Annotated in this window: 18 protein-coding genes; 16 read left to right on the forward strand and 2 right to left on the reverse strand. The window is 41.3% G+C overall.

Translation table 11 applies throughout. The features are described from left to right. The first annotated feature begins 101 nt into the window (after positions 1-101). From ASL11_RS25020 to ASL11_RS25090, 15 genes are all read left to right on the forward strand, one after another. On the forward strand, positions 102-3,350 hold the full coding sequence (locus ASL11_RS25020; protein WP_082595801.1) for a discoidin domain-containing protein: 3,249 nt from the start codon (positions 102-104) through the stop codon (positions 3,348-3,350). Between the two features lie 162 nt (positions 3,351-3,512). Continuing rightward, positions 3,513-4,286, forward strand: a complete 774-nt coding sequence (locus ASL11_RS25025) for a GNAT family N-acetyltransferase (RefSeq protein WP_056620919.1) — start codon at positions 3,513-3,515, stop codon at positions 4,284-4,286. Positions 4,287-4,303: 17 nt separating this feature from the next. Beyond that, entirely contained in the window at positions 4,304-5,212 is a 909-nt protein-coding gene (locus tag ASL11_RS25030; protein ID WP_056620921.1) for a lysophospholipid acyltransferase family protein, read from the forward strand. 33 nt (positions 5,213-5,245) lie between these two features. Next, a complete protein-coding gene (locus tag ASL11_RS25035) occupies positions 5,246-6,241 on the forward strand; it encodes a metal-dependent hydrolase (protein ID WP_056620924.1) in 996 nt (331 codons plus the stop codon). A 210-nt stretch (positions 6,242-6,451) separates the two neighbouring features. Continuing rightward, positions 6,452-8,116, forward strand: coding sequence for a GspE/PulE family protein (locus ASL11_RS25040; protein ID WP_056620928.1), 1,665 nt, complete (start codon positions 6,452-6,454; stop codon positions 8,114-8,116). A gap of 131 nt (positions 8,117-8,247) precedes the next feature. Then, positions 8,248-9,282: a type IV pilus twitching motility protein PilT gene (locus tag ASL11_RS25045; protein ID WP_056621828.1), complete on the forward strand. Its 1,035-nt coding sequence runs from the start codon at positions 8,248-8,250 to the stop codon at positions 9,280-9,282. A gap of 29 nt (positions 9,283-9,311) precedes the next feature. Next, positions 9,312-10,523 carry a type II secretion system F family protein gene (locus tag ASL11_RS25050; protein ID WP_056620931.1) on the forward strand — a complete coding sequence of 404 codons (1,212 nt, stop codon included), beginning with the start codon at positions 9,312-9,314 and terminating at the stop codon, positions 10,521-10,523. A 38-nt stretch (positions 10,524-10,561) separates the two neighbouring features. Beyond that, complete coding sequence (locus tag ASL11_RS37690) at positions 10,562-10,951, forward strand: type II secretion system protein (RefSeq protein ID WP_056620935.1); 390 nt, start codon at positions 10,562-10,564, stop codon at positions 10,949-10,951. A gap of 104 nt (positions 10,952-11,055) precedes the next feature. Next, positions 11,056-11,841, forward strand: coding sequence for a prepilin peptidase (locus ASL11_RS25060; protein WP_056620938.1), 786 nt, complete (start codon positions 11,056-11,058; stop codon positions 11,839-11,841). A gap of 54 nt (positions 11,842-11,895) precedes the next feature. Beyond that, positions 11,896-13,086, forward strand: coding sequence for a type IV pilus biogenesis protein PilM (gene pilM, locus ASL11_RS25065; RefSeq protein ID WP_056620942.1), 1,191 nt, complete (start codon positions 11,896-11,898; stop codon positions 13,084-13,086). Then, entirely contained in the window at positions 13,083-14,060 is a 978-nt protein-coding gene (locus ASL11_RS25070; protein WP_056620946.1) for a hypothetical protein, read from the forward strand. Before pilM ends, ASL11_RS25070 begins: the two co-directional genes overlap by 4 nt. 10 nt (positions 14,061-14,070) lie before the next feature. Continuing rightward, the gene (locus ASL11_RS25075) at positions 14,071-14,970 is read left to right on the forward strand and encodes a hypothetical protein (RefSeq protein ID WP_056620949.1); all 900 of its coding nucleotides are present in this window, start codon (positions 14,071-14,073) and stop codon (positions 14,968-14,970) included. Between the two features lie 19 nt (positions 14,971-14,989). After that, a complete protein-coding gene (locus tag ASL11_RS25080; RefSeq protein ID WP_056620951.1) occupies positions 14,990-15,643 on the forward strand; it encodes a stalk domain-containing protein in 654 nt (217 codons plus the stop codon). Positions 15,644-15,670: 27 nt separating this feature from the next. After that, positions 15,671-16,102 carry a type IV pilus modification PilV family protein gene (locus tag ASL11_RS36725; protein ID WP_056620954.1) on the forward strand — a complete coding sequence of 144 codons (432 nt, stop codon included), beginning with the start codon at positions 15,671-15,673 and terminating at the stop codon, positions 16,100-16,102. After that, entirely contained in the window at positions 16,099-16,662 is a 564-nt protein-coding gene (locus tag ASL11_RS25090; protein WP_056620957.1) for a prepilin-type N-terminal cleavage/methylation domain-containing protein, read from the forward strand. Before ASL11_RS36725 ends, ASL11_RS25090 begins: the two co-directional genes overlap by 4 nt. A gap of 56 nt (positions 16,663-16,718) precedes the next feature. Here the strand turns inward: ASL11_RS25090 and ASL11_RS25095 are convergent, their stop codons facing one another. Both ASL11_RS25095 and ASL11_RS25100 read right to left on the reverse strand, forming a co-directional pair. After that, positions 16,719-18,218: a hypothetical protein gene (locus ASL11_RS25095; RefSeq protein WP_056620960.1), complete on the reverse strand. Its 1,500-nt coding sequence runs from the start codon at positions 18,216-18,218 to the stop codon at positions 16,719-16,721. A gap of 91 nt (positions 18,219-18,309) precedes the next feature. After that, positions 18,310-18,918 carry a nitroreductase family protein gene (locus tag ASL11_RS25100; protein ID WP_056620963.1) on the reverse strand — a complete coding sequence of 203 codons (609 nt, stop codon included), beginning with the start codon at positions 18,916-18,918 and terminating at the stop codon, positions 18,310-18,312. Positions 18,919-19,021: 103 nt separating this feature from the next. Between ASL11_RS25100 and ASL11_RS25105 the strand changes: the two genes are divergently transcribed. Beyond that, positions 19,022-19,288 carry a hypothetical protein gene (locus tag ASL11_RS25105; RefSeq protein WP_157257044.1) on the forward strand — a complete coding sequence of 89 codons (267 nt, stop codon included), beginning with the start codon at positions 19,022-19,024 and terminating at the stop codon, positions 19,286-19,288. The last annotated feature ends 13 nt before the right edge of the window (positions 19,289-19,301 follow it).

Consider the following 19,301-nt stretch of genomic DNA (forward strand, 5'->3'; position numbering starts at 1 on the left):
CAAAGATTCAGAATAGTTTGAATATTAGATCTGAAGCCCTATACGGAATGATAGGGCTTCTGATAAAATAGTTGTAAACGCTTAATAACTGGGGGGTGGACATGACGTATCCGGTTTACAGAGTGACTGTATACCATTTTGCCTTACTCATTTCTATTTGTGTCATTATTGGGATTTTATGTCTATCAAGAGATACCTATGCCTCTGAAATACCAGTTTCTCAGGGGAAATCTGCTGTGGCGTCATCTGTTACAGGAGCTACATACAGTGCAAATCAAGCAGTGGACGGTATTATTCATACCAAATGGTTAGCTAGTAATTCGCAACTTCCACAATGGCTAACAGTAGACCTTACACAAAATGTACATGTTTCACGTGTTGAAACTGTATTTGAACATGTGAATAGCTCATATGCTTACAAGATTGAATCATCGATCGATGGCATCAATTGGAGTATTTTTGCGGATCGTTCTACGAATACAGCAATAAATTTCCCTTTTTATACTGACAGTGGGGATGTTCTAGCAAGATTCGTCAGATTACAAGTAGTAGGCGTTGGCTCACCAGGAGATCAAGCCAGTGTATTTGATTTTCGCGTATATTCAACGAGTGAGGCTCAGACGCTTCTGTCACAAAATAAGACTACGGCTGCATTATCAAGTTTCTCTGGTTCTTGGGGCTCTGATAAGGCTGTGGATGGTCAATTGTTAACTAGTTGGGCGCCAAGTAGCACATCATTATCGCAATGGCTGGTTGTGGATCTCGGGCAACTGCGCAATGTGCAGCGTTTTGAGACGACGTATGCCAATATACAGGATATATATGGTTACAAAATTGATTTTTCAATCGATGGCATCATCTGGTATACCTTTACCGATCGAACAGGGAATATGCAGGCGGGAGATCCGCGTTATGTGGATGAAGGGAATGTCACGGCACGATACTTTCGATTAACAACTACGCGTGTTGCTTCAGGAGGGTATGCTAGCCTTGCAGAGTTTCAAATATATGGTCCTGATGGTGGTTTGAATAATAATCCTAATGCACAAACGCTAACTCGTGTGTATTTGGATGACGAAGGTTATAACCTGCAACCAACTGGAACGATAGCCAGTTACTTAACAGGGGTTTATGGGAATGGCAATACATTCACTATCCAATCTGGAGCGACCTACAGAATCGCGAATACAGCTGTGGCAACAGTCAATGCGAATGGCGTTATCACGGGAGTTGCTGCTGGCACAACAACTTTAACGGTAACCTATAATGGCCAATCAACTTCAGCCAATATTACGGTATCAACAAATTTGACGAATTTGAATCGTATTGCATTCGACTCCTATTCATATTCACTTCAATCTGGCTCAACACGGTCTCCCTATGTGATTGGTTATAAAAATGACAGCAGCACACAAACGTTGACAACTGGCCTGACCTTCACGAGTTCAAATCCAGTAGTGGCAAGTGTAAATTCAAGTGGCATGGTGACTGGTATCTCGCCTGGCGTTACGACGATTACAGCATTTTATGGTAGTTTCACAGCATCAGCGAGTGTGAATGTGACAACTACCGTTAGTCGGATTGAAGCAGATGAAAGTACAGTTTACTTGGAGATAAATGGGACACAGTATCTTACAATCAACGCTTATGATCCGCAGTATAATATCACTGACGTAACCTCGAATACGACCTTCACAAGTTCAAATTCATCTGTCGTTACCGTAAGTAGTTACGGCTATATCACAGCAGTAAGTGCAGGTAGTGCAATCATTACAGCGACTTATAATGGTATCTCGACAACGATTTATGTCACGGTAGGATTCAAAGACATACTAGCTCCTACCTGGAACTATGGTGCCAATGTAACGGTTACACCAAGTTCGGGTTCTTCTGTCACATTAACCTGGTCGGCAGCAACAGACAACGTTGGGGTCACTTCCTACCGGATATATAAAGATTCGGAATTGCTAACTACGGTGAGCGGAAGTGAGCTAACGAAGCAATTATCAGGCTTAGCTGCAGGCATAAACATGAGTTTTAAAGTGGAAGCGGGAGATGAAGCGGATAATTGGTCCTCTACTGGACCGAGTGTAACTTACACGTTAACAGGAGTTATGAAGTCAACAGGTTCTCAGGCACTTCTAATTTCGAGTCAGCGTGTCCGTGAAGCGGCACCTGACGGCAGGATGCTCTCCAAATTCCATGCCGATGATGGTGAGTTACGGGATGCTTTCAACGCAATAAATGAGGGTTCGGCTTCATCTTTGCTATTACAAATTCAAGATGATCACGATACGACAGTCGTTGAATTTGCATCCAGCGTATGGAATGATTTACAGGATATGAATGGAAGTATTCAACTGGATATGAATGCCATTCAGTTTACAATTCCATTGCTTCTATTCAAAAATCATGTAAGTGAAGCTGAACGTTCGAATGGACTATTCTCAGTGATTATCCGACATGAAGCAAGTCAACTAGCAGAAACACTGAAAGATAAAGCAACTTCCGAACAAACTGCTTTGCTGCTGACCAATCCAATCGGGTTTGAAATCCAAGCAGGCGGCATTCCGATTCGTCATTATGCAAACATGCAAGTGGAGAGATCAATCACTCTTCCTGGTACTTCTTACACAACCAATGTTACCGCTGTACGATTAGATGTGGAAACTGGAGAAATAGCCTTCGTTCCGTCTATCTTAACTGGTAGCGATGGTGCATGGAAGATGGTCATTAAAGACCAATATGGTGGGTTATACACCATCATTCAGAAAGATAAACATTTTGAAGATATGAGGACGCATTGGGCACGAGAAGATGTAGAAAAACTTGCTTCCAAAAGGATCATTTCTGGGGTAGATGAACAACATTTCGAACCAGAGAAGGAAATATCTCGTGCTGAATTTGCTACATTGCTCATCCGTGCCCTTGGCATAGAAGTAAACGAATCAGATCCTGGAATCTCTGGTTTTCAGGATATTAAGGACAATGACTGGTATTCGCAAATGGTCAACACAGCGGCTAAAGCGGGTTTAATTGAGGGCTTTGAAGATGGGACTTTTCGACCGCTATTGCAGGTGACACGTGAGCAGATGGCTGCCATGATCAATAGAACGATTCAAATCACAGGTAGCCAGCAAGTGAACTACGAACAAGATACAGTTCTTAATCCATTTATAGATCAACATGCGATCGACAACTGGGCTAGGCAAGCAATGGCGTTTACCCTGCAAACAGGGTTAATACAAGGCGTCACTGAGACACAACTTAATCCCAATGCCTTCGCGACTCGCGCGCAAGCAGCTGTCATGTTGAAACGGTTATTAATTTATTTGCAATATATCAATTGATGATACCTATAAACACAATTCGCCTTCGGGTGGGTTGTGTTTTTTTCATTTTTTTCAGCAAGTATCATAATGCTTACAAAAACTTCACAACCAGCAAATCAGCAGAAAATAAAGCTTTGGTAATCTGGAGTTGTAAACTCTAGTCGAGGGGCGTGAGGAAAAATGAATGGAGTACCTCTATTGACGGCGCCACAACCTGCAAAGCTGATCGTGAAACTTGCCAAACATCAACAAGAAATTGAGCAAGCCATGCAACTGCGATATCAAATATTTGTGGAGGAAGAGAAGAATTTACGTTTGATGAATGAACAAAAGCTTGAATGTGATGCTTATGATCCGTATTGTGATCACTTGATTGTTAAAGACCTTGAAACCGATCAAGTGATCGGTACTTATCGACTTCTGCCTGGTGATCGGGCAAGCGAGGGGATTGGATTTTATTCCGAAACCGAATTTAATTTAAGCGCTATGTCAGAACTAAGACAACAATCTTTGGAATTGGGTCGCAGTTGTATTGCTCCAGCTTATCGCGGCGGAAGGGCTATACAAATGTTGTGGGAAGGAATTGCGAGTTATATTAGTGAGCGAAATTTCACTCATTTAATAGGCTGTGCAAGTGTACACTTTTCAACGATTGAGGATTTAAATGAAATTTATACGATGCTGAAGCATAAACAGGTGCTAACGGATCGATTTGGTATAGAACCTCTTGAAACACATCGGATTTCTGGTCTCACGCAGATTGATCTCACTTGTAATGAGAAAGACATGTTTCGCAAACTACCGCCTTTGATGAAAGGCTATCAATGGCTTGGAGCTGAAATTGGTGGGGATCCTGCGTACGATGAGCTATTTGGGACGGTTGATTTTTTTATCATCTTACAAAAAGATAAAGTGGCGCGTCGATATAAACGTCATTTTCTACACACGGAGTGAAATGAGGTGGGCTTGCCTTGTATGAATGGATCGCAAAGCTAACCTCAGGTGAAGGAGAACGAAGTCTTCTGGTGCGTATGTTACCCATTGTTCCATTGTGGATATTATCGTTCTTTTGTTGGGGAGTAGCTTCCATATGGTATCTCGTTTCACGAAACGAGTTTCTAAAGAATGTGAAGCATAATCTGGCAGATGTTTTAGGGCCGATGTCGGAACGGAAAGTCAGATCACTTACAAGAAATTATCTACGAAATGTTGTATTTTCACTGTTCGAAATTTGTTTCCAAACGGATCGATTACCCACGTATAAATTCAAGTTGCAAGGTGAGGAGCATTTGCAGGCCGCGCAGGAGTTAGCCAGTGGGAAAGGGTTTATTATTTACACACCGCATGTAGGTAATTTTTTTAATTACTATTGGTATTTCTCAAGAAGGTTCGATTGTCTTACTGTAGCCTCAGCGGGGAGCCCTGAACTCAAGCCCTTATATGACAGGTTCGCGGCGTTAGGTTGTAAAGGTTTAGATTATGACAGTGTTCCCGCACTGGAATTGTATCGCAGCTTAAAGAGACATTTACAATCCGGAGGCGTCGTTTTCTTGCTTGGCGATTTCTGGAGGCCTTCTTTTCCGTTGTCAAAGCTATTCGGCAGGGTGACGCGTACTCCTGAAGGTACGGCTATGTTGGCACTTGAACTGCAAATTCCTATCGTACCCTTCTATGGATTCCGTTCTTATGGTTTCAAGCACCGGCTTGTGGTGGGTGAACCTCTTTTTGTTCACGCCTGTGATACAAGTGGTGTCCGAGCTGCAAGGGTTGAAACCAATCTGATTTTAAATAGCTTCGTGGAGAGGGTTATCCGGGAGCAGCCTGCTTCTTGGTTTTACTGGTTTAACGTTCATGAACGTTGGGAAAACGGTCTTCAATAAGCATAATGGACATAAGGACGGGGGAATCGATAAATGGATACTGCAAGCCACTTATTGTTTGGGGTTAGCCTCGCAGGATTAGCTTGTTTAGAAACGGTGGTTACGCAGCAACCCGCATTAAGTCATGCCATTCTCGCTGGAACGTTGATTGGATCCCATGCGCCGGATTTAGATGCATTTGCCCGATTACGGGGGTATGCGAGTTATGTTCGTATACATCGAGGTGTGACACATTCAATACCAGCTTTATTGATCTGGCCTCTGTTGATAAGTGTACCGCTCGCGGCTGTTTTCGGTGTTTGGGAGAATTTCTTTCATCTATTCCTATGGACGTTTCTTGCTGTTCTATGCCATGTGGGGCTGGATGCTCTGAATGTTTATGGTGTACAATGCTTACGGCCTTTTACAAAAAAATGGGTACATCTGGATACGCTGTGTTTGTATGATCCATTCTTGTTCACGCTTCATGCTGCGGGTGTAATCCTGTGGTTTGCGTTATGGGGAGGAGTGGCCGGAAGTCATATTGGGGAGATGTTTGCCCTTATTTTCGCTGCATCGCTTCTGTATGTGTGGTTCCAAAAATCGCAAAGAAATAAGCTCATTAAGCTTGTGCATAGCGAGTTGAAAATTCCTACAGGTGTATGTCATCTTGTACCGAGTTTAAGTTGGTTTTATTGGCAGTTTGTTTTTGAAAGTGATACCAGCTTTTATTTAGGTGAGCTTCGCCATGGTCAGGTGAAAGTTCTAGAGCAGTATAGTAAGAAAGATTACAATAAACAGCAATCCCATCCAATCGTGAAAGCATCGATGGGGACAGATGGCGTTCGTGCATTTCTGCAATTTGCTCAGCATATTTATGTGAGTTGGAAAGAGAAGAATGGTGGATATGAAGTACAGTGGCGCGATATGCGATTCTGGCACAAACGAAAGCTGAGCTTCGGCGTTGATGTACATCTAGATCGGGAAATGAATGTTGTGAGTGATCGGATTGGTATGGACAAAAAAGCTTGGGATCCGCCATATGTGTGATCATGTTGTGACTTACTCTGTGATTGCGAGGATTTCGCGATTTGGATGAAACTTACATTGACCAAAGATTTCACATTATGTTTAAATAAAAGTATATATCCATTTTACGCCTCTAATAATAGGTTGGCCTCTTATCATAGGCGCAAATGAGTCAGGTGCGAATTAAGCAACTGGCCTTTTTTTTTGAAATCGATGGGGGTGAACGGAGTTATGGCTCCTCGTAAAAGAATCGGAGATCTTTTGGTTGAATCTGGCCTGATCTCGGAAGAACAATTGAAAAATGCCCTCAGAGAGCAAAAAGAGCTGAATATGAGGCTCGGCGATGTGCTGATCACCCGTAACTACATCACAGAACAGCAATTAATTGAAGTCCTTGAGTTCCAATTAGGTATTCCGCATATCCAGCTTTACCGTCAAAAAATCGAAACCAAAATTATTAATATTATCCCACAGCGGCTTGCAGAGCAACATCAGGTTTTACCCATTCGGACTGAAGGCAATAAACTTATTTTGGCAATGGCTGACCCGTTAGACTATTTTGCGATTGATGAGCTTCGTATGACGACTGGTTTCCGTATTGAGCCTACGATTGCTTCGAAAGATGAACTCCAACGGGCGATTAAGCGTTATTATGGGCTGCAGGAATCGGTTGAGCAGATCATGCAGAACTTAACAATTCGTGAATCGGAAGAAGCGAAGCCAGTCGTGGAAGATGAGGATTCACCAGTCGTTAAGACGGTTAATCAAATCATTATTCAAGCGATCCAAATTGGAGCGAGTGACATTCACATAGATCCGCAGGAAGATAGTTTGCGTATTCGTTATCGCGTGGATGGGGTCATGCGCACCGAGAGGACACTTCCTCCTCACATGCAGAGTGTCATTATTGCTAGGATCAAGATCATGGCCAATATGAACGTCGCAGAAAGAAGATTGCCGCAAGATGGTCGTGTTGAGATGGATATTGAATTCCGTAAAGTAGATATCCGAATCTCCTCGCTTCCTACGATTCATGGAGAGAAAGTTGTCATGCGAATTCTCGATCTGGGAAGCACGCTCACCGAAATTGAGAAATTAGGACTCTCTGAGCACAACCTTATGTTATTTCAAAAAGGAATTAACAATGCTCATGGCGTAGTTCTTATTACAGGGCCGACTGGCAGCGGGAAAACAACAACTCTATACTCCGCATTATCTAGATTGAATAATGAGGAAGTTAACATTATCACCGTTGAAGATCCCGTGGAATATCAACTTCAAGGTATTAATCAAGTACAGGTTAATTCGGTTACTGGGCTGACATTCGCGAAAGGATTGCGTACGATTTTGCGGCAAGATCCTAACATCGTCATGGTTGGAGAAATCAGGGATGTAGAGACAGCCGAGATTGCAATTCGCGCAGCCATGACCGGACATCTCGTACTCAGTACACTACATACCAACAGCGCTGCCAATTCGATTACTCGCTTAATTGATATGGGAGTTGAGCCTTTCCTGATTTCATCCGCGGTAAATTGCATTATTGCACAGCGACTGGTTCGTAAAATTTGTTCAGGCTGTTCAACTTCCTATGTCCCTTCTCAAGAAGAAAAGATGTTGTTAGAAGGACATGGATATACCGTTGAGGTATTGCGTAGAGGCAATGGGTGCGGAGAATGCGGGAGAAGTGGATACAAGGGACGACTTGCGATTCATGAAATTTTGGCAATTGATGATACACTTCGGACTATGATTTTGCAAAAACGTTCAGATAACGAGTATCAGAATTACGCAACTGAACATGGATTGGTACCGATGATTAAAGATGGTATTAGCAAAGTGATCTCCGGTCAAACGACATTAGCGGAAGTGTTCCGTGTTACAGGTAATGGTTGATTATTTTTTTTGCTTAATCCATAAAAATTATGTCGAATAATATTCCTAACACTTTACTGACAGTTCTATAGTACTATGTATATATGAGTAAATATACCTATGTACATGGATTGGGGGGGATTCTTGTGGCCATGATAGAGTTGATGAAGCTTGCTCATGACCGAAAAGCTTCTGATATACATATTACCGTTAATTCACCAGCTATGTTTCGTATTCATGGCGTACTTAAACCAGTGAACGATCAGATTCTGATCCCTTCTGCAACGTTAGAGATGGCGAAAGAATTGATGACAACTGAACAGTATGAATCCTTTTTAGACAAAGGGGATTTAGATTTATCCTTTGGTATTGCAGATGTTTCCAGATACAGGGTCAATGTTTATAAACAAAAAGGAAACGTTAGTCTGACGATTCGTCTTATTCCTACTAAAATACCGGCAATGGAAGTGCTAGGTTTACCATCGATCGCACAAGATTTTGCCAAAAAGCCACAAGGTCTCGTGCTCGTCACAGGACCTACTGGTAGCGGAAAATCAACGACATTAGCTGCGATCTTAGATTTTATCAATCGTACTAGAAATGATCACATCATCACGCTTGAAGACCCTATTGAGTTTGTGCACCCGCATAAATCTTGTATTGTCAATCAAAGGGAGATCGGCGTGGATACCCATTCGTTTTCTTCTGGACTTCGGGCAGCACTACGACAAGATCCAGACATTATTCTGGTGGGTGAAATGCGCGATTTGGAAACGATTAGTATTGCCATTACCGCTGCTGAAACGGGTCATTTGGTTTTTGGAACTTTACATACGGCGGATGCTCCTCAAACAATTGACAGAATCATTGATGTATTTCCATCGGAAGCGCAGCAACAAGTACGCGTACAACTCGCATCCGTTATGTTGGGCGTACTGGCGCAGAGGCTTTTACCAATCACAGATGGCAGCGGTCGTGTAGCTGCGATTGAAGTGTTGGTTAATACGCCAGCGGTAGCAAACCTTATTCGTTCGGAGAAGGTGCACCAGATCCGATCTGTGATGCAAACTGGCAAAGCTCAAGGCATGCAGACCATGGAAATGGCGCTTCGCGAGCTGCTTCAGCAGCGCATAATCACTGTGGATACGGCGAAAGAAGCGCTCTTTGGTTTCGCAGAGCTCCAATAAGTGAGCTGTAAGTAAGGAGGCGAGCTCGAGTGCCTAAGTTCAGGTATCAAGCTGTTGACAATCATGGTCATTACTATAAAGGGGTGCTCGAAGCTGCTTCATTTCAATCGGCAACGGATGAGTTGAAGGGAAAAGGGCTATGGATTCTTGATTGCTATGATCAAGGCAAGAGCATCTTGCATCGAGAAATTACTTTCGGTGGCCCGAAGGTCAAAATGGAGCACTTCACCGTGTTCTGTCGACAACTTTCAACGTTATATAAATCTGGTGTCAATATGGTGGAATCTGTTCGCATCTTAAGTGAGCAAACAGAGAGCAAAGTATTTAAGAAGATTCTGAAGGAAGTTGCCGAGGATATGCAGAGAGGTACGCAGCTTTCAGTAGCATCCGCTCAGTTCCCATCCGTATTTTCCACCGTTTTCGTCAACATGATCCGAGCTGGAGAGGCAAGCGGGAACTTAGACGATATGTTGGATCGCTTAGCTGTATTTTACGAGAAAGAGCATTACACCAAGGAAAAAGTAAAGTCTGCTATGATCTATCCGATCATTATGGGTGTAGTTACGATAGCAGTCGTCACGCTTATGATGACATTCGTAATTCCAAGATATGTAGAGAACTTCAAGTCAATGGGATTGGAGTTGCCGCTACCAACAAGGATCGTCATCAAGATGAGCGATCTTCTGAAATCTTATTGGTTCCTTATGCCAATCTTCGTGATCGCGCCAAGTATTATCATTCAAGCAATGAAGCGTTCGAAGAAAGGGAATTATTACTGGGATTATTTTAGGCTCAAGATTCCCGTCTTTGGCAAATTGGCGCATAAACAATCCATCGCACGCTTTAGTCGAACCTTCAGTTCATTGTACGCAGCGGCAATTCCAATGCTTCAAGCCATGACGATCGTTTCAAATGTAGTGGGCAATGAAGTCATAGGAAAGCTGATCTTGGAATCACGAGAAGGTCTCAGGAGCGGAAGAGCACTCGCAGATCCGTTCAAAGATTCATGGCTATTTCCGCCAATGGTTGTTCAAATGCTAGCGATTGGTGAGAAGACAGGTGCTCTGGATAGTATGTTGGAAAAGGTAGCTGATTTCTACGAGGCGGATGTTGATACAATGGCTGATCGATTGAAATCGCTATTAGAACCACTAATGATATTACTACTCTCAGGAATTGTTGGAGGCATCGTATTAGCAGTTATGCTCCCCACGTTTAAGCTGATGGGTGGTATTCATTAAATATATGATTAATTTTATTATTCGAAGGAGAGGGTACTATGTTTAAAAAAATGATGAACACAAAGCTTAGACTGCTTAAAAATCAAAAAGGGTTAACGCTTGTCGAGTTGTTGGCTGTTATTGTAATTTTGGGGGTTGTTGCTGCGATTGCGGTTCCGGCTATTGGGGGAATAATTAATAATTCTAAGGTTAATGCAGACGCACAATCGGTAGAATTGTTAAAAGATACTGCTATTCGTTATTTGACAGATACTAATCCAGCTGGAACAAGTGCTGGAACCTCTGTGACAATTGGGACTCTTGTAACAGCTAATTATTTAAAAGTAGCTCCTGTTAAACAATCAGGCTCCAATGCAGGGACAGCGTACGCAGCAGTCACCGTAGCTTACACAGCAGCAACAGGCTGGACTGCAACAGCAGCAGATTAATACACTATTTTTAAGTCAATAACTTTTTGGTACAACACCCAATAGAGGTAACTCTCACGAGTTACCTTTATTGAATCCTTCAATCTTTCCCGAATGGAGCTACTATGGACACACTAACTCTCCTTTACACAATCACAGCTGCACTATTCGGACTTGTATTTGGAAGCTTTTTTAACGTAGTAGGTATCAGGGTTGTAAAAAAAGAATCCATCGCCTATCCACCCTCACATTGTGTTCACTGCAATCATGAACTTAAGGCTCTAGATCTGATTCCTGTACTTAGCTATTTAGGATTACGAGGAGCTTGCAGGTATTGCAGAGCTAAAATTTCTCCTATTTATCCCATAGGTGAACTCCTAACTGCAGTTGCGTTTGCAATCACTACTTGGCAGATTGGACCTTCATTAGAACTGATCGTCGGACTTGTTTTTGTTTCAATCTTAATGATTTGTTCAATTGCGGATAGTAGATATAGAATCATCCCTGATGTAGTTGTTTTCTCAGGCATGGGTGTTGCTTTCCTCCTTCGCATTTGGATACATCCTTTACCTTTTTGGAACTACGTAGCAGCATTTTTCGTTGGCGGAGGATTACTTTATCTGATCGCACTTTCATCTATCTTCATACTGAAAAAAGAAGGTATGGGCGGCGGTGATATCAAATTATTCGCATATATTGGTCTCATAGCTGGAATCAAATTAACTTTATTTACACTATTTGCTGCTAGTTTATTAGGAACTATATATGGACTTGTACAAATGCGCGTGAAATCGTCGCGAGAAGATCAAGGCATTCCATTTGGTCCTTTCATAGCTGCGGGTGCCTTCATAAGTTACTTTTGGGGAGAGCCCGTAATTAACTGGTACTTAAGCTTGATTCATTTCAATTAAGCGTTCATAACGATGCAAACATCTCAGAAATTCATCAAAGGAGTGAGTCCGGATATGCTAACATCATCATTTAATTTTATAAAAGCGCTGAAACCAGGACAAACTTCCTTGGGAATTGAAATTTCTGATTCAACCATAAAAATGAGCAAAGTATTGCTAAGAAAAAATAATGAACCGTTGATACAGATGAATGTAACAGAGGAGCTTCCACCACTTGTGATGGAAGAAGGTAGAATTAAAGAACCGCTTCGCTTGATACAAACGTTGCAAACCATGATGACACGATTAGATTCGAAACCAAAGCATATACATCTGGTTTTTCCTAGCCAACTTGTGATGGTAAGGTTTTTAAAGCTGCCTGATATCCCAGAAAAGGATTTGGCTAAGCTAGTCGATTTTGAAATCAAACACAATATACATTTACCATTCGAGAATCCGCTTTATGATTTTGTGAAAATGAATGGGATTGTACATAAAAAAAGAAAAACTGTAAAAAAGTTTAAAAAAGAAGCTGAAGCTCCTACAGGGAAGGAATTTTTATTGGAAGCTGCTGCTGGTAAAGAGGAACTAGGCGGGGGCAAAGGGTTGTTTGATGATTTCCAAGAGGAAGAATCCAAAGCAGATACAGCTATGCAATGCGATGTTATGCTGGTTGCGGCACCAAAAGAAATAATGGATCAATATCTTGAAGTTTTGGATTCCGCAGGGATTAAGCTAACGAGTATTGAAATTAAAGCACTTTCTTTATTTCGGTTGCTGCAGAGCACATCGTTGACTAAGTTAAAAGACACCTTATTGATCGTTGATTTGAACGAGACTGCTGGTGATCTTAGTATTTTTCATGGTGAGGATCTCAAGATTACTCGTAGTATTCCGCTCATCTTCGCTGCAAAACCGCAGGGAAATGCAGATGTCAAAACGAATGTAGATCAGCTCTTCTCAGAGTTTTTGGACGGCGATGCTGATTTTCGAAATCATTGTAATGATTTGGCACATGAGCTTGAAAGATTGATGAATTTTTATCGCTATACGTTAAACAATCGGAATCAAGAATTTGCAGGTGTGGTCATCTCAGGTGATTTGAGCAGAATGCCTGAAATCGTATCATTTTTGACCGAGCGGCTCCCGATTCCAGTACAATTGTTTCAATCTGCCAATTATTTTAGTCGTAATTCGGATTTCAAAGATGATTTTTCCATGTATGCTGTTACTTTAGGTTTAGCTCTAAGGGGGGCTGAATCATGAAAAATATAAATCTGCTGCCTAAGGCACCCAGATCTAAACGAATATTTTTACCCCTTTTGGTGGCATCTTTATCATTTTTTCTAATCCTTTCATCATCACTTCTGTATGCAGGTCACTACTTTAATAGCAATATGCAAAACGTTGAAAATCAGATCGTATTAACCAATGCTTCGATTCAATCTTTAACCAAGCAGCGCCAATTGGATGAACAATCAATTAACTTTCAAAACTTACAAGCCGAAATTGATATTTTAAAAAATAAACGAATCGATTGGATTCCTGTTTTAGAGACGATCTCCACGAAGCTACCGGTAACTGGGCGGATTTTGTCTGCGGAAATCCCTAAGAATGAGAACAAAGAACAAAATAATGGAGCAAATTCTGCCGTATCTCAAGTTACTCCGGTTATCGTAAGTTTGAAGACTGAGTTCGCAGCTTTATCATCAGTAGCTGATTACATCTCTTTGCTGCAAAGTTCATCACTGTTTAATTCCATTTCGATTCTAACGGCGGTTAAAACGGAAAAAACGTTTAGTGCAGTTGTTGCGAGTTCACCAAGTCCAGTAACTTCAAATACACAAGCTACACAGTTACAAACAGATGAAAATATTAAAAAAGTCTTTGAAGACACGCTTACAGAAGGCGGTAATGAAGGGGATAAGCTCCTAAACGAACTCAAATGGACAATTAATCAGCAAATTGCGAAACGAGAATACGGATTAAAACTGCCAGATAAAAAATTTAATGATGAAACAAATACGCAAATTGACCAGAATGATACTTCAGCCTTAACCGATGCGGATTTTGAGGATGCGCGTAAAACGCTAAGCGAAATGAAAATGCAGTCTGAAAAATCTACAGAAGCTGAAGCCAAAACTCCTTCTACCGCAAACCCAGCTGCAACAGCACAAAAATATAACGTATATGAAGTAGTGATTGAAATTACACTGAAAAATCCTGTTAATAGCAAATAAGGGGGGGCTTATGAATAAAGAACAATGGAATCATCTCATAGGTCGATTGAGATCCCCGGCAACCATTTTGTTTCTCGTAATTATTGTAGGCTGCTTGATCAATGGATATATCGTAGTTCGAGATGTGCTTCCATCTTCGAAGCAGCATATAACACTTCAAATGCAACTGAGTAAAGTTGAGCAAGAAAAAAAACGAATTCTGCAGCGTCCTATTCCCAAAAAAGTGGAAGAGAATGAAATTCAACAAGTCCTGTATCAAGTACCAACGAAAGAAGAGTTACCGCGTTTATTGCTTGGTATCAGAGAGCTAGAGCAGCAAGTCGGGTTATCGATTCTTTCTATTAAATTCGGTGACCAAGAGCCAGCGAGCAGCTCAGCAGATAGTTTAATAAATGCGAAGGGGCAAGCGAACATCACACAAGGTTATACGACAAACTCGAACGGCGTTCAACAAGCGGTGCCTTCAGCAAGTCCTACAACAGGTGCTAATCAGCAGAATCAGGCTCAAACGGTTATTATGGAAGAATCATTTATAATTCAAGCATCGGGTACGTATCCACAAATCATTGACTTTATGAATAAGGTTCAACATAGTGAGCGTTTTATTACGATTCAAAAATGGAACTGGCAAACAGCTGCAGTAAAAAGTAATCATACAGAGCAAACAGACATTTCGAATGTACTTCCGGCAGTGAGCATCACAATACCAAATCATACAGAGGAGCAAGAGTCGAAACTTCTAGTTACTTTGGAATGCTCCTTTTATTATGCGCCATCTTTTGTAGGGAAACTAAAAGAGCTACCTTCTTTACCGGTAAATGAACCAAGTAAGCGAACGAATCCGGTTCAATCAGATGAAGAGTATTTTAAACAACTCCAGCAATTACAAGCATCTAAGCCAACTAATTAATGTAAAAGGGGATAATTGAATGATTAGGAAGTACAAACTGATTCTTTCAATTGGAATCATTGGCTTATTCACGATGAGCGGTTCGGTATGGGCGGAAGATCAATTTCGAAACGTTGAGGTCTTCTTCCAACGAATAAATGTAACAATTAACGGTCAACCAACTACTCTCACGAAAGATTCGATTTTGTACGAGGGATCGGTGTACATACCTTTACGAAGTTTATCCGAAATGTTAGGCGCACAGGTTGGTTGGGATGGTGATAACAAGAACGTAGCACTTGATTTTATCCATGATAATAGAAATGAGCTCTTCACAGCTTCGCAAAAAAAAATGTATCAATATGTGGCTATTCGAAATAATCAAATCACCAAAGATTTAATTCCTATGTTTAAAAACACAGTTTTTAACGATCTGAGAAGTATCGTTGATCGCTATGCAGAAATCAGCAAAATCGCGAAAGACATAGATGATCTCACGATGTCCCAAACCATCGACAAAATGAAAGCTGCCATCATTCTATTGCAAACCGGCTGGGAGAAGAAGAATACGGATGACTATATGCTGGCTTGGACGATATACAGTAAGAATGCAGAACTTTTGAACAAGGATTTAACAACGAAATTATCAGAGTCGTATCACTATGAACTTATTGACAAGACTATAAAAAAATGAAGCTGATGGAAGAGAGAAGGGATGCAAATGCTAAGAAATGAAAGAGGGCTTACCTTACTGGAAGTGCTGGCTGCGACAGTAGTTTTAAGTCTTGTCGTATTAATGTTTCTTAATATTTCTTCCTTCTCTATGATGTCAAATAAAAATGATGATTTACGCGTGAATGCCTTGCATTTAGCGGAGCAGAAGTTAAATGAATATAGGAGCACTTACACTGCTGCCGTACCCGTTGTGCAAAATTGGGGAGATCTTAATCCCGCATTGGATCCAGCATTACCTTATGGATTATATGTCCAACAATCCAGCCTACAAACTCCCCCTTTCTCGCCGGCTTTGTTTACAAACAGGAAATTAGTTTCACTTCAAAGTATCATCTTATTCCGAGATGTCAGTACAACTCCGGCTACGCTAGTTCCACGTATTTTGACGGTAACGGTTTACTGGGGGTCGACGAATTGAAGAATGAACGCGGTCTAACTTTAATTGAGGTATTAGCTACGCTAACGATTAGCACTGTATTGTTGGGAGTAGTCCTTATGCTGCTTTCCTCGACAAGCCACCAATCCAAATCAAGTGGAGAGAAATACAATGTTGATGCAGAGATTCGAAAAACGATGGATACGATTGCAAAAGAAATCAGTGATTCAAATCAAGCTTTTGCAGCGACGAATGACTTTCGTTATGTGACTTATGTATCGGGCACTAGAAAAGTCAAATCGCTATACTATGATGCTGTTGCGAAAACTTTATCGATGTATGACTTTAATTCTACGACTATTCAAGACAGTGTAACTTTAGCAACTCCTGGAATCTATACGAATCAAAGAGTTCTAACCTCTCATGTTACAGGGTTGCAGTATTTACCTACTATAGGGACTACACCAATTTCGGGGAATTTGATCGGTGGTTCAGCATTCAGGATGGTTATGACGTTTACGTTTCAGCGTTCAAAGTTGTTCGGAGGGTTTGAGAATTACAATGTGAAGAGAGAGACAGGGTTTAAACTGCTTCAATATTAAACTGTAAAATAAGCCCAAATGCCAAGGGGAACTTGATCTTAGCATTTGGGCTTATTTTATTTTCTAATAGGATTCCAATCAGGTGGTGGTGTTGAAATTACTGCTGATGACGAAGTTGGCGTTGGTGTAGGTGAAGCGGATGAAGTCCCACTTAATTGTAAGGAAGTTACAGGCGGATTGGATGTTCCGGTTGTAATTGTTTTATTGTTTGCAAAGTCAATTTTCCCTGCAACTGCAATAATGCCCCCTGTTGTAAGGTTTATTTGAGTCCCAGAGGTAAAATCTCCTGATACAAAGATATCTCCAGAAGACACATTAAACTCGGCATTATTTTTAACGTAAATATTCCCAGAAGCTAGATTGCCATTTGAGATATTTAAGGTGGTTTGGGTTTCAATTTTAAATGTGTCATCGATTGTCATTTGTTTAGTTGTTACGTTACCTCCATTGCTAAGTGTCATACTTCCAGCATAGATGTTATTATCAATTTTTAAGGTAGTTTGCGTGCCTGTAATAAAGCTACTTTCGCTCCACAAGTTGCCGTAGGTGCCGCCATTGCCGCTCTTAATTGTTATATCAAGTTGATTACTTCCAGTAATTTTTCCCGTTGTAGATGGATTAGACGCAGTTTGGTTTGCTATTAGACTACCATACACTTCTAGATTTGCATTATTAAATGAATAATTATCGGCAATTAGAATGACTGGCTTTGTACTCGAACCAATTGTTTCAGTGCTGGAGACATTTAATGTACCTGGCACATAGATAACAACAGGGTTGGTTGAACTTGCAGTAATACTCGACTTTACTTGACTTATGCTGCACGATGTACAGGTGATTAGACCGGGTGTCTTTGTCACATTCAAATAGTCGTCAATGGCAGATGAAACGCTAGACTTGATACTGGACATATAGCTGGTAATTGCTGGTGAAAGAGTTGTGTTTTTCCCAGCGTTAACATTGGAACTATTCCCGTATAAGACACCAACTCCCGCTGGAATAGGCACGGTTTGCCCCGGTTCAATGTGGGTCGATGTATTGGGGGTAGGGTTAGGTGATGGTGTTGTTACTACGATTGCGTTAAACGCAGATATTTGAAATTTGATTAATTTGCTATGCGCATTATTGACGGTAGCTTTGAAAAAAACATTATATACATTGTCAGATGTAACGGGGCCATTGATTCTAGTATTGGTGGCTGCCACTTCTACATATTGCTCGTAACTCGTTACAATGCCCTCTGGAGTTGTAATGTTTCGTGCGACCCAACCTAATCCTTGCGTTCCCGAACCACCGCCGTACATATTGAAGTACGTTCTGCGGTCCATTCCGTTTCCATAGGTATCGTAACTCTTCAAATAGGTAATAAATGATTCCATGCCACTAACGGCTAGATCAGTAGCCTTTTTCTCATAGTCAGTTTGGCTATTGGCAAGTTGATTCGTTGAAGACGAAGCAAGAATAACAGGTGTTACGATCATCAAAACAAGGAGAATAAGAAGTACGTAGGTAAGTACATTTCCTCTTTCACTCTGGAGTGGAATAAGAAATTTCATGATTAACTCTCCTTTCTTCTGGATTACATATCTCCTATTATATCGAATAAAAAAAGGCTAGTATAGTACTGAAGTACTATACTAGCTCTATTCACTTCGACAAATTTTGACCAAACTCACCTGCGAAAATGGTTTCGTTTATCGGGAGTCTGTCAGATGGAACTTCGCGTTCTTGCAGCTTTTCAGGAAGTGCATCTGCAGGACCACGGTATCCGATGGCAATAACTGCATGAAGTTCGTAGTCGGCAGGAATTTGGAGTGCTTCGCGTGCTTGTTCACGTTCGAAACCACCCATCGCATGAGTGATTAACCCTTGATTATTCGCTTCAAGCGCTAAATATCCCCACGCAGTGCCTGCATCGAATGCATGGCTAGGATTGTCTGTTCCTCTTGGACTTTTGGTGTGTGAAATAACAAGAGTAAGTACGGGGGCTTTCTCACACCACACAAGGTTAAACGGATTAATAAACGTATGGAATTTAGCAAGTTGCTCAGATGTACGGGCAACGATGAAACGCCAAGGCTGATTATTACTTCCCGATGGTGCCCAACGTGCTGCTTCAAATAGACTTAACAGTACTTCTTCCGATACTTCTTGGTTCGTGAAGGAACGAGGGGACCAACGCTCAAGAAACTGTGGATTAATTTCATGATCCGGTTGACGATGAGCTTCAATTTCATTGGGTAGTGATGTGGACATTAGTTATTCCTCCTTATTGTGGATTTCATCCTAATTTTACCTTATTATGAGCTTGTTTACGAATTTCTCAATTTTTCATTGACTTGTATGTCATTGGCGCAATTTGGCAAAGCTAATTGTTATGAACATGATGGACCAAGAAGAGGTGCGAGAAGCCGTGAATTTCACGAGTCATGATGTCATTATTATTGAGAGAGCTTTAAGAACTGCCATGAAACATGATCGAGAAGAGCACCGTTCGAGAGACTATCAAGAAGTTTTGTTCAAAATGCAAGAGAGTGCCAACCAAGCGCTGTCGGTCAATGCTCAGATCACTAGTGACCATGATGGCCTACGATACGATTATGATGATTCAGCTGATTTGATGTAGACATACGAACGTA

This window comes from Paenibacillus sp. Soil750 (assembly GCF_001428045.1).
GTDB lineage: Bacteria > Bacillota > Bacilli > Paenibacillales > NBRC-103111 > Paenibacillus_E > Paenibacillus_E allorhizoplanae.

Excerpts from the sequence above, each read along its gene's own strand:
- ASL11_RS25095 (WP_056620960.1), bottom strand. The coding sequence starts at position 18,218 with ATGAAATTTCTTATTCCACTCCAGAGTGAAAGAGGAAATGTACTTACC.
- ASL11_RS25035 (WP_056620924.1), top strand. The coding sequence starts at position 5,246 with ATGGATACTGCAAGCCACTTATTGTTTGGGGTTAGCCTCGCAGGATTA.
- ASL11_RS25075 (WP_056620949.1), top strand. The coding sequence starts at position 14,071 with ATGAATAAAGAACAATGGAATCATCTCATAGGTCGATTGAGATCCCCG.
- ASL11_RS25040 (WP_056620928.1), top strand. The coding sequence starts at position 6,452 with ATGGCTCCTCGTAAAAGAATCGGAGATCTTTTGGTTGAATCTGGCCTG.
- ASL11_RS25025 (WP_056620919.1), top strand. The coding sequence starts at position 3,513 with ATGAATGGAGTACCTCTATTGACGGCGCCACAACCTGCAAAGCTGATC.
- ASL11_RS37690 (WP_056620935.1), top strand. The coding sequence starts at position 10,562 with ATGTTTAAAAAAATGATGAACACAAAGCTTAGACTGCTTAAAAATCAA.
- ASL11_RS36725 (WP_056620954.1), top strand. The coding sequence starts at position 15,671 with ATGCTAAGAAATGAAAGAGGGCTTACCTTACTGGAAGTGCTGGCTGCG.
- pilM (WP_056620942.1), top strand. The coding sequence starts at position 11,896 with ATGCTAACATCATCATTTAATTTTATAAAAGCGCTGAAACCAGGACAA.
- ASL11_RS25045 (WP_056621828.1), top strand. The coding sequence starts at position 8,248 with ATGATAGAGTTGATGAAGCTTGCTCATGACCGAAAAGCTTCTGATATA.
- ASL11_RS25100 (WP_056620963.1), bottom strand. The coding sequence starts at position 18,918 with ATGTCCACATCACTACCCAATGAAATTGAAGCTCATCGTCAACCGGAT.
- ASL11_RS25060 (WP_056620938.1), top strand. The coding sequence starts at position 11,056 with ATGGACACACTAACTCTCCTTTACACAATCACAGCTGCACTATTCGGA.
- ASL11_RS25020 (WP_082595801.1), top strand. The coding sequence starts at position 102 with ATGACGTATCCGGTTTACAGAGTGACTGTATACCATTTTGCCTTACTC.
- ASL11_RS25080 (WP_056620951.1), top strand. The coding sequence starts at position 14,990 with ATGATTAGGAAGTACAAACTGATTCTTTCAATTGGAATCATTGGCTTA.
- ASL11_RS25070 (WP_056620946.1), top strand. The coding sequence starts at position 13,083 with ATGAAAAATATAAATCTGCTGCCTAAGGCACCCAGATCTAAACGAATA.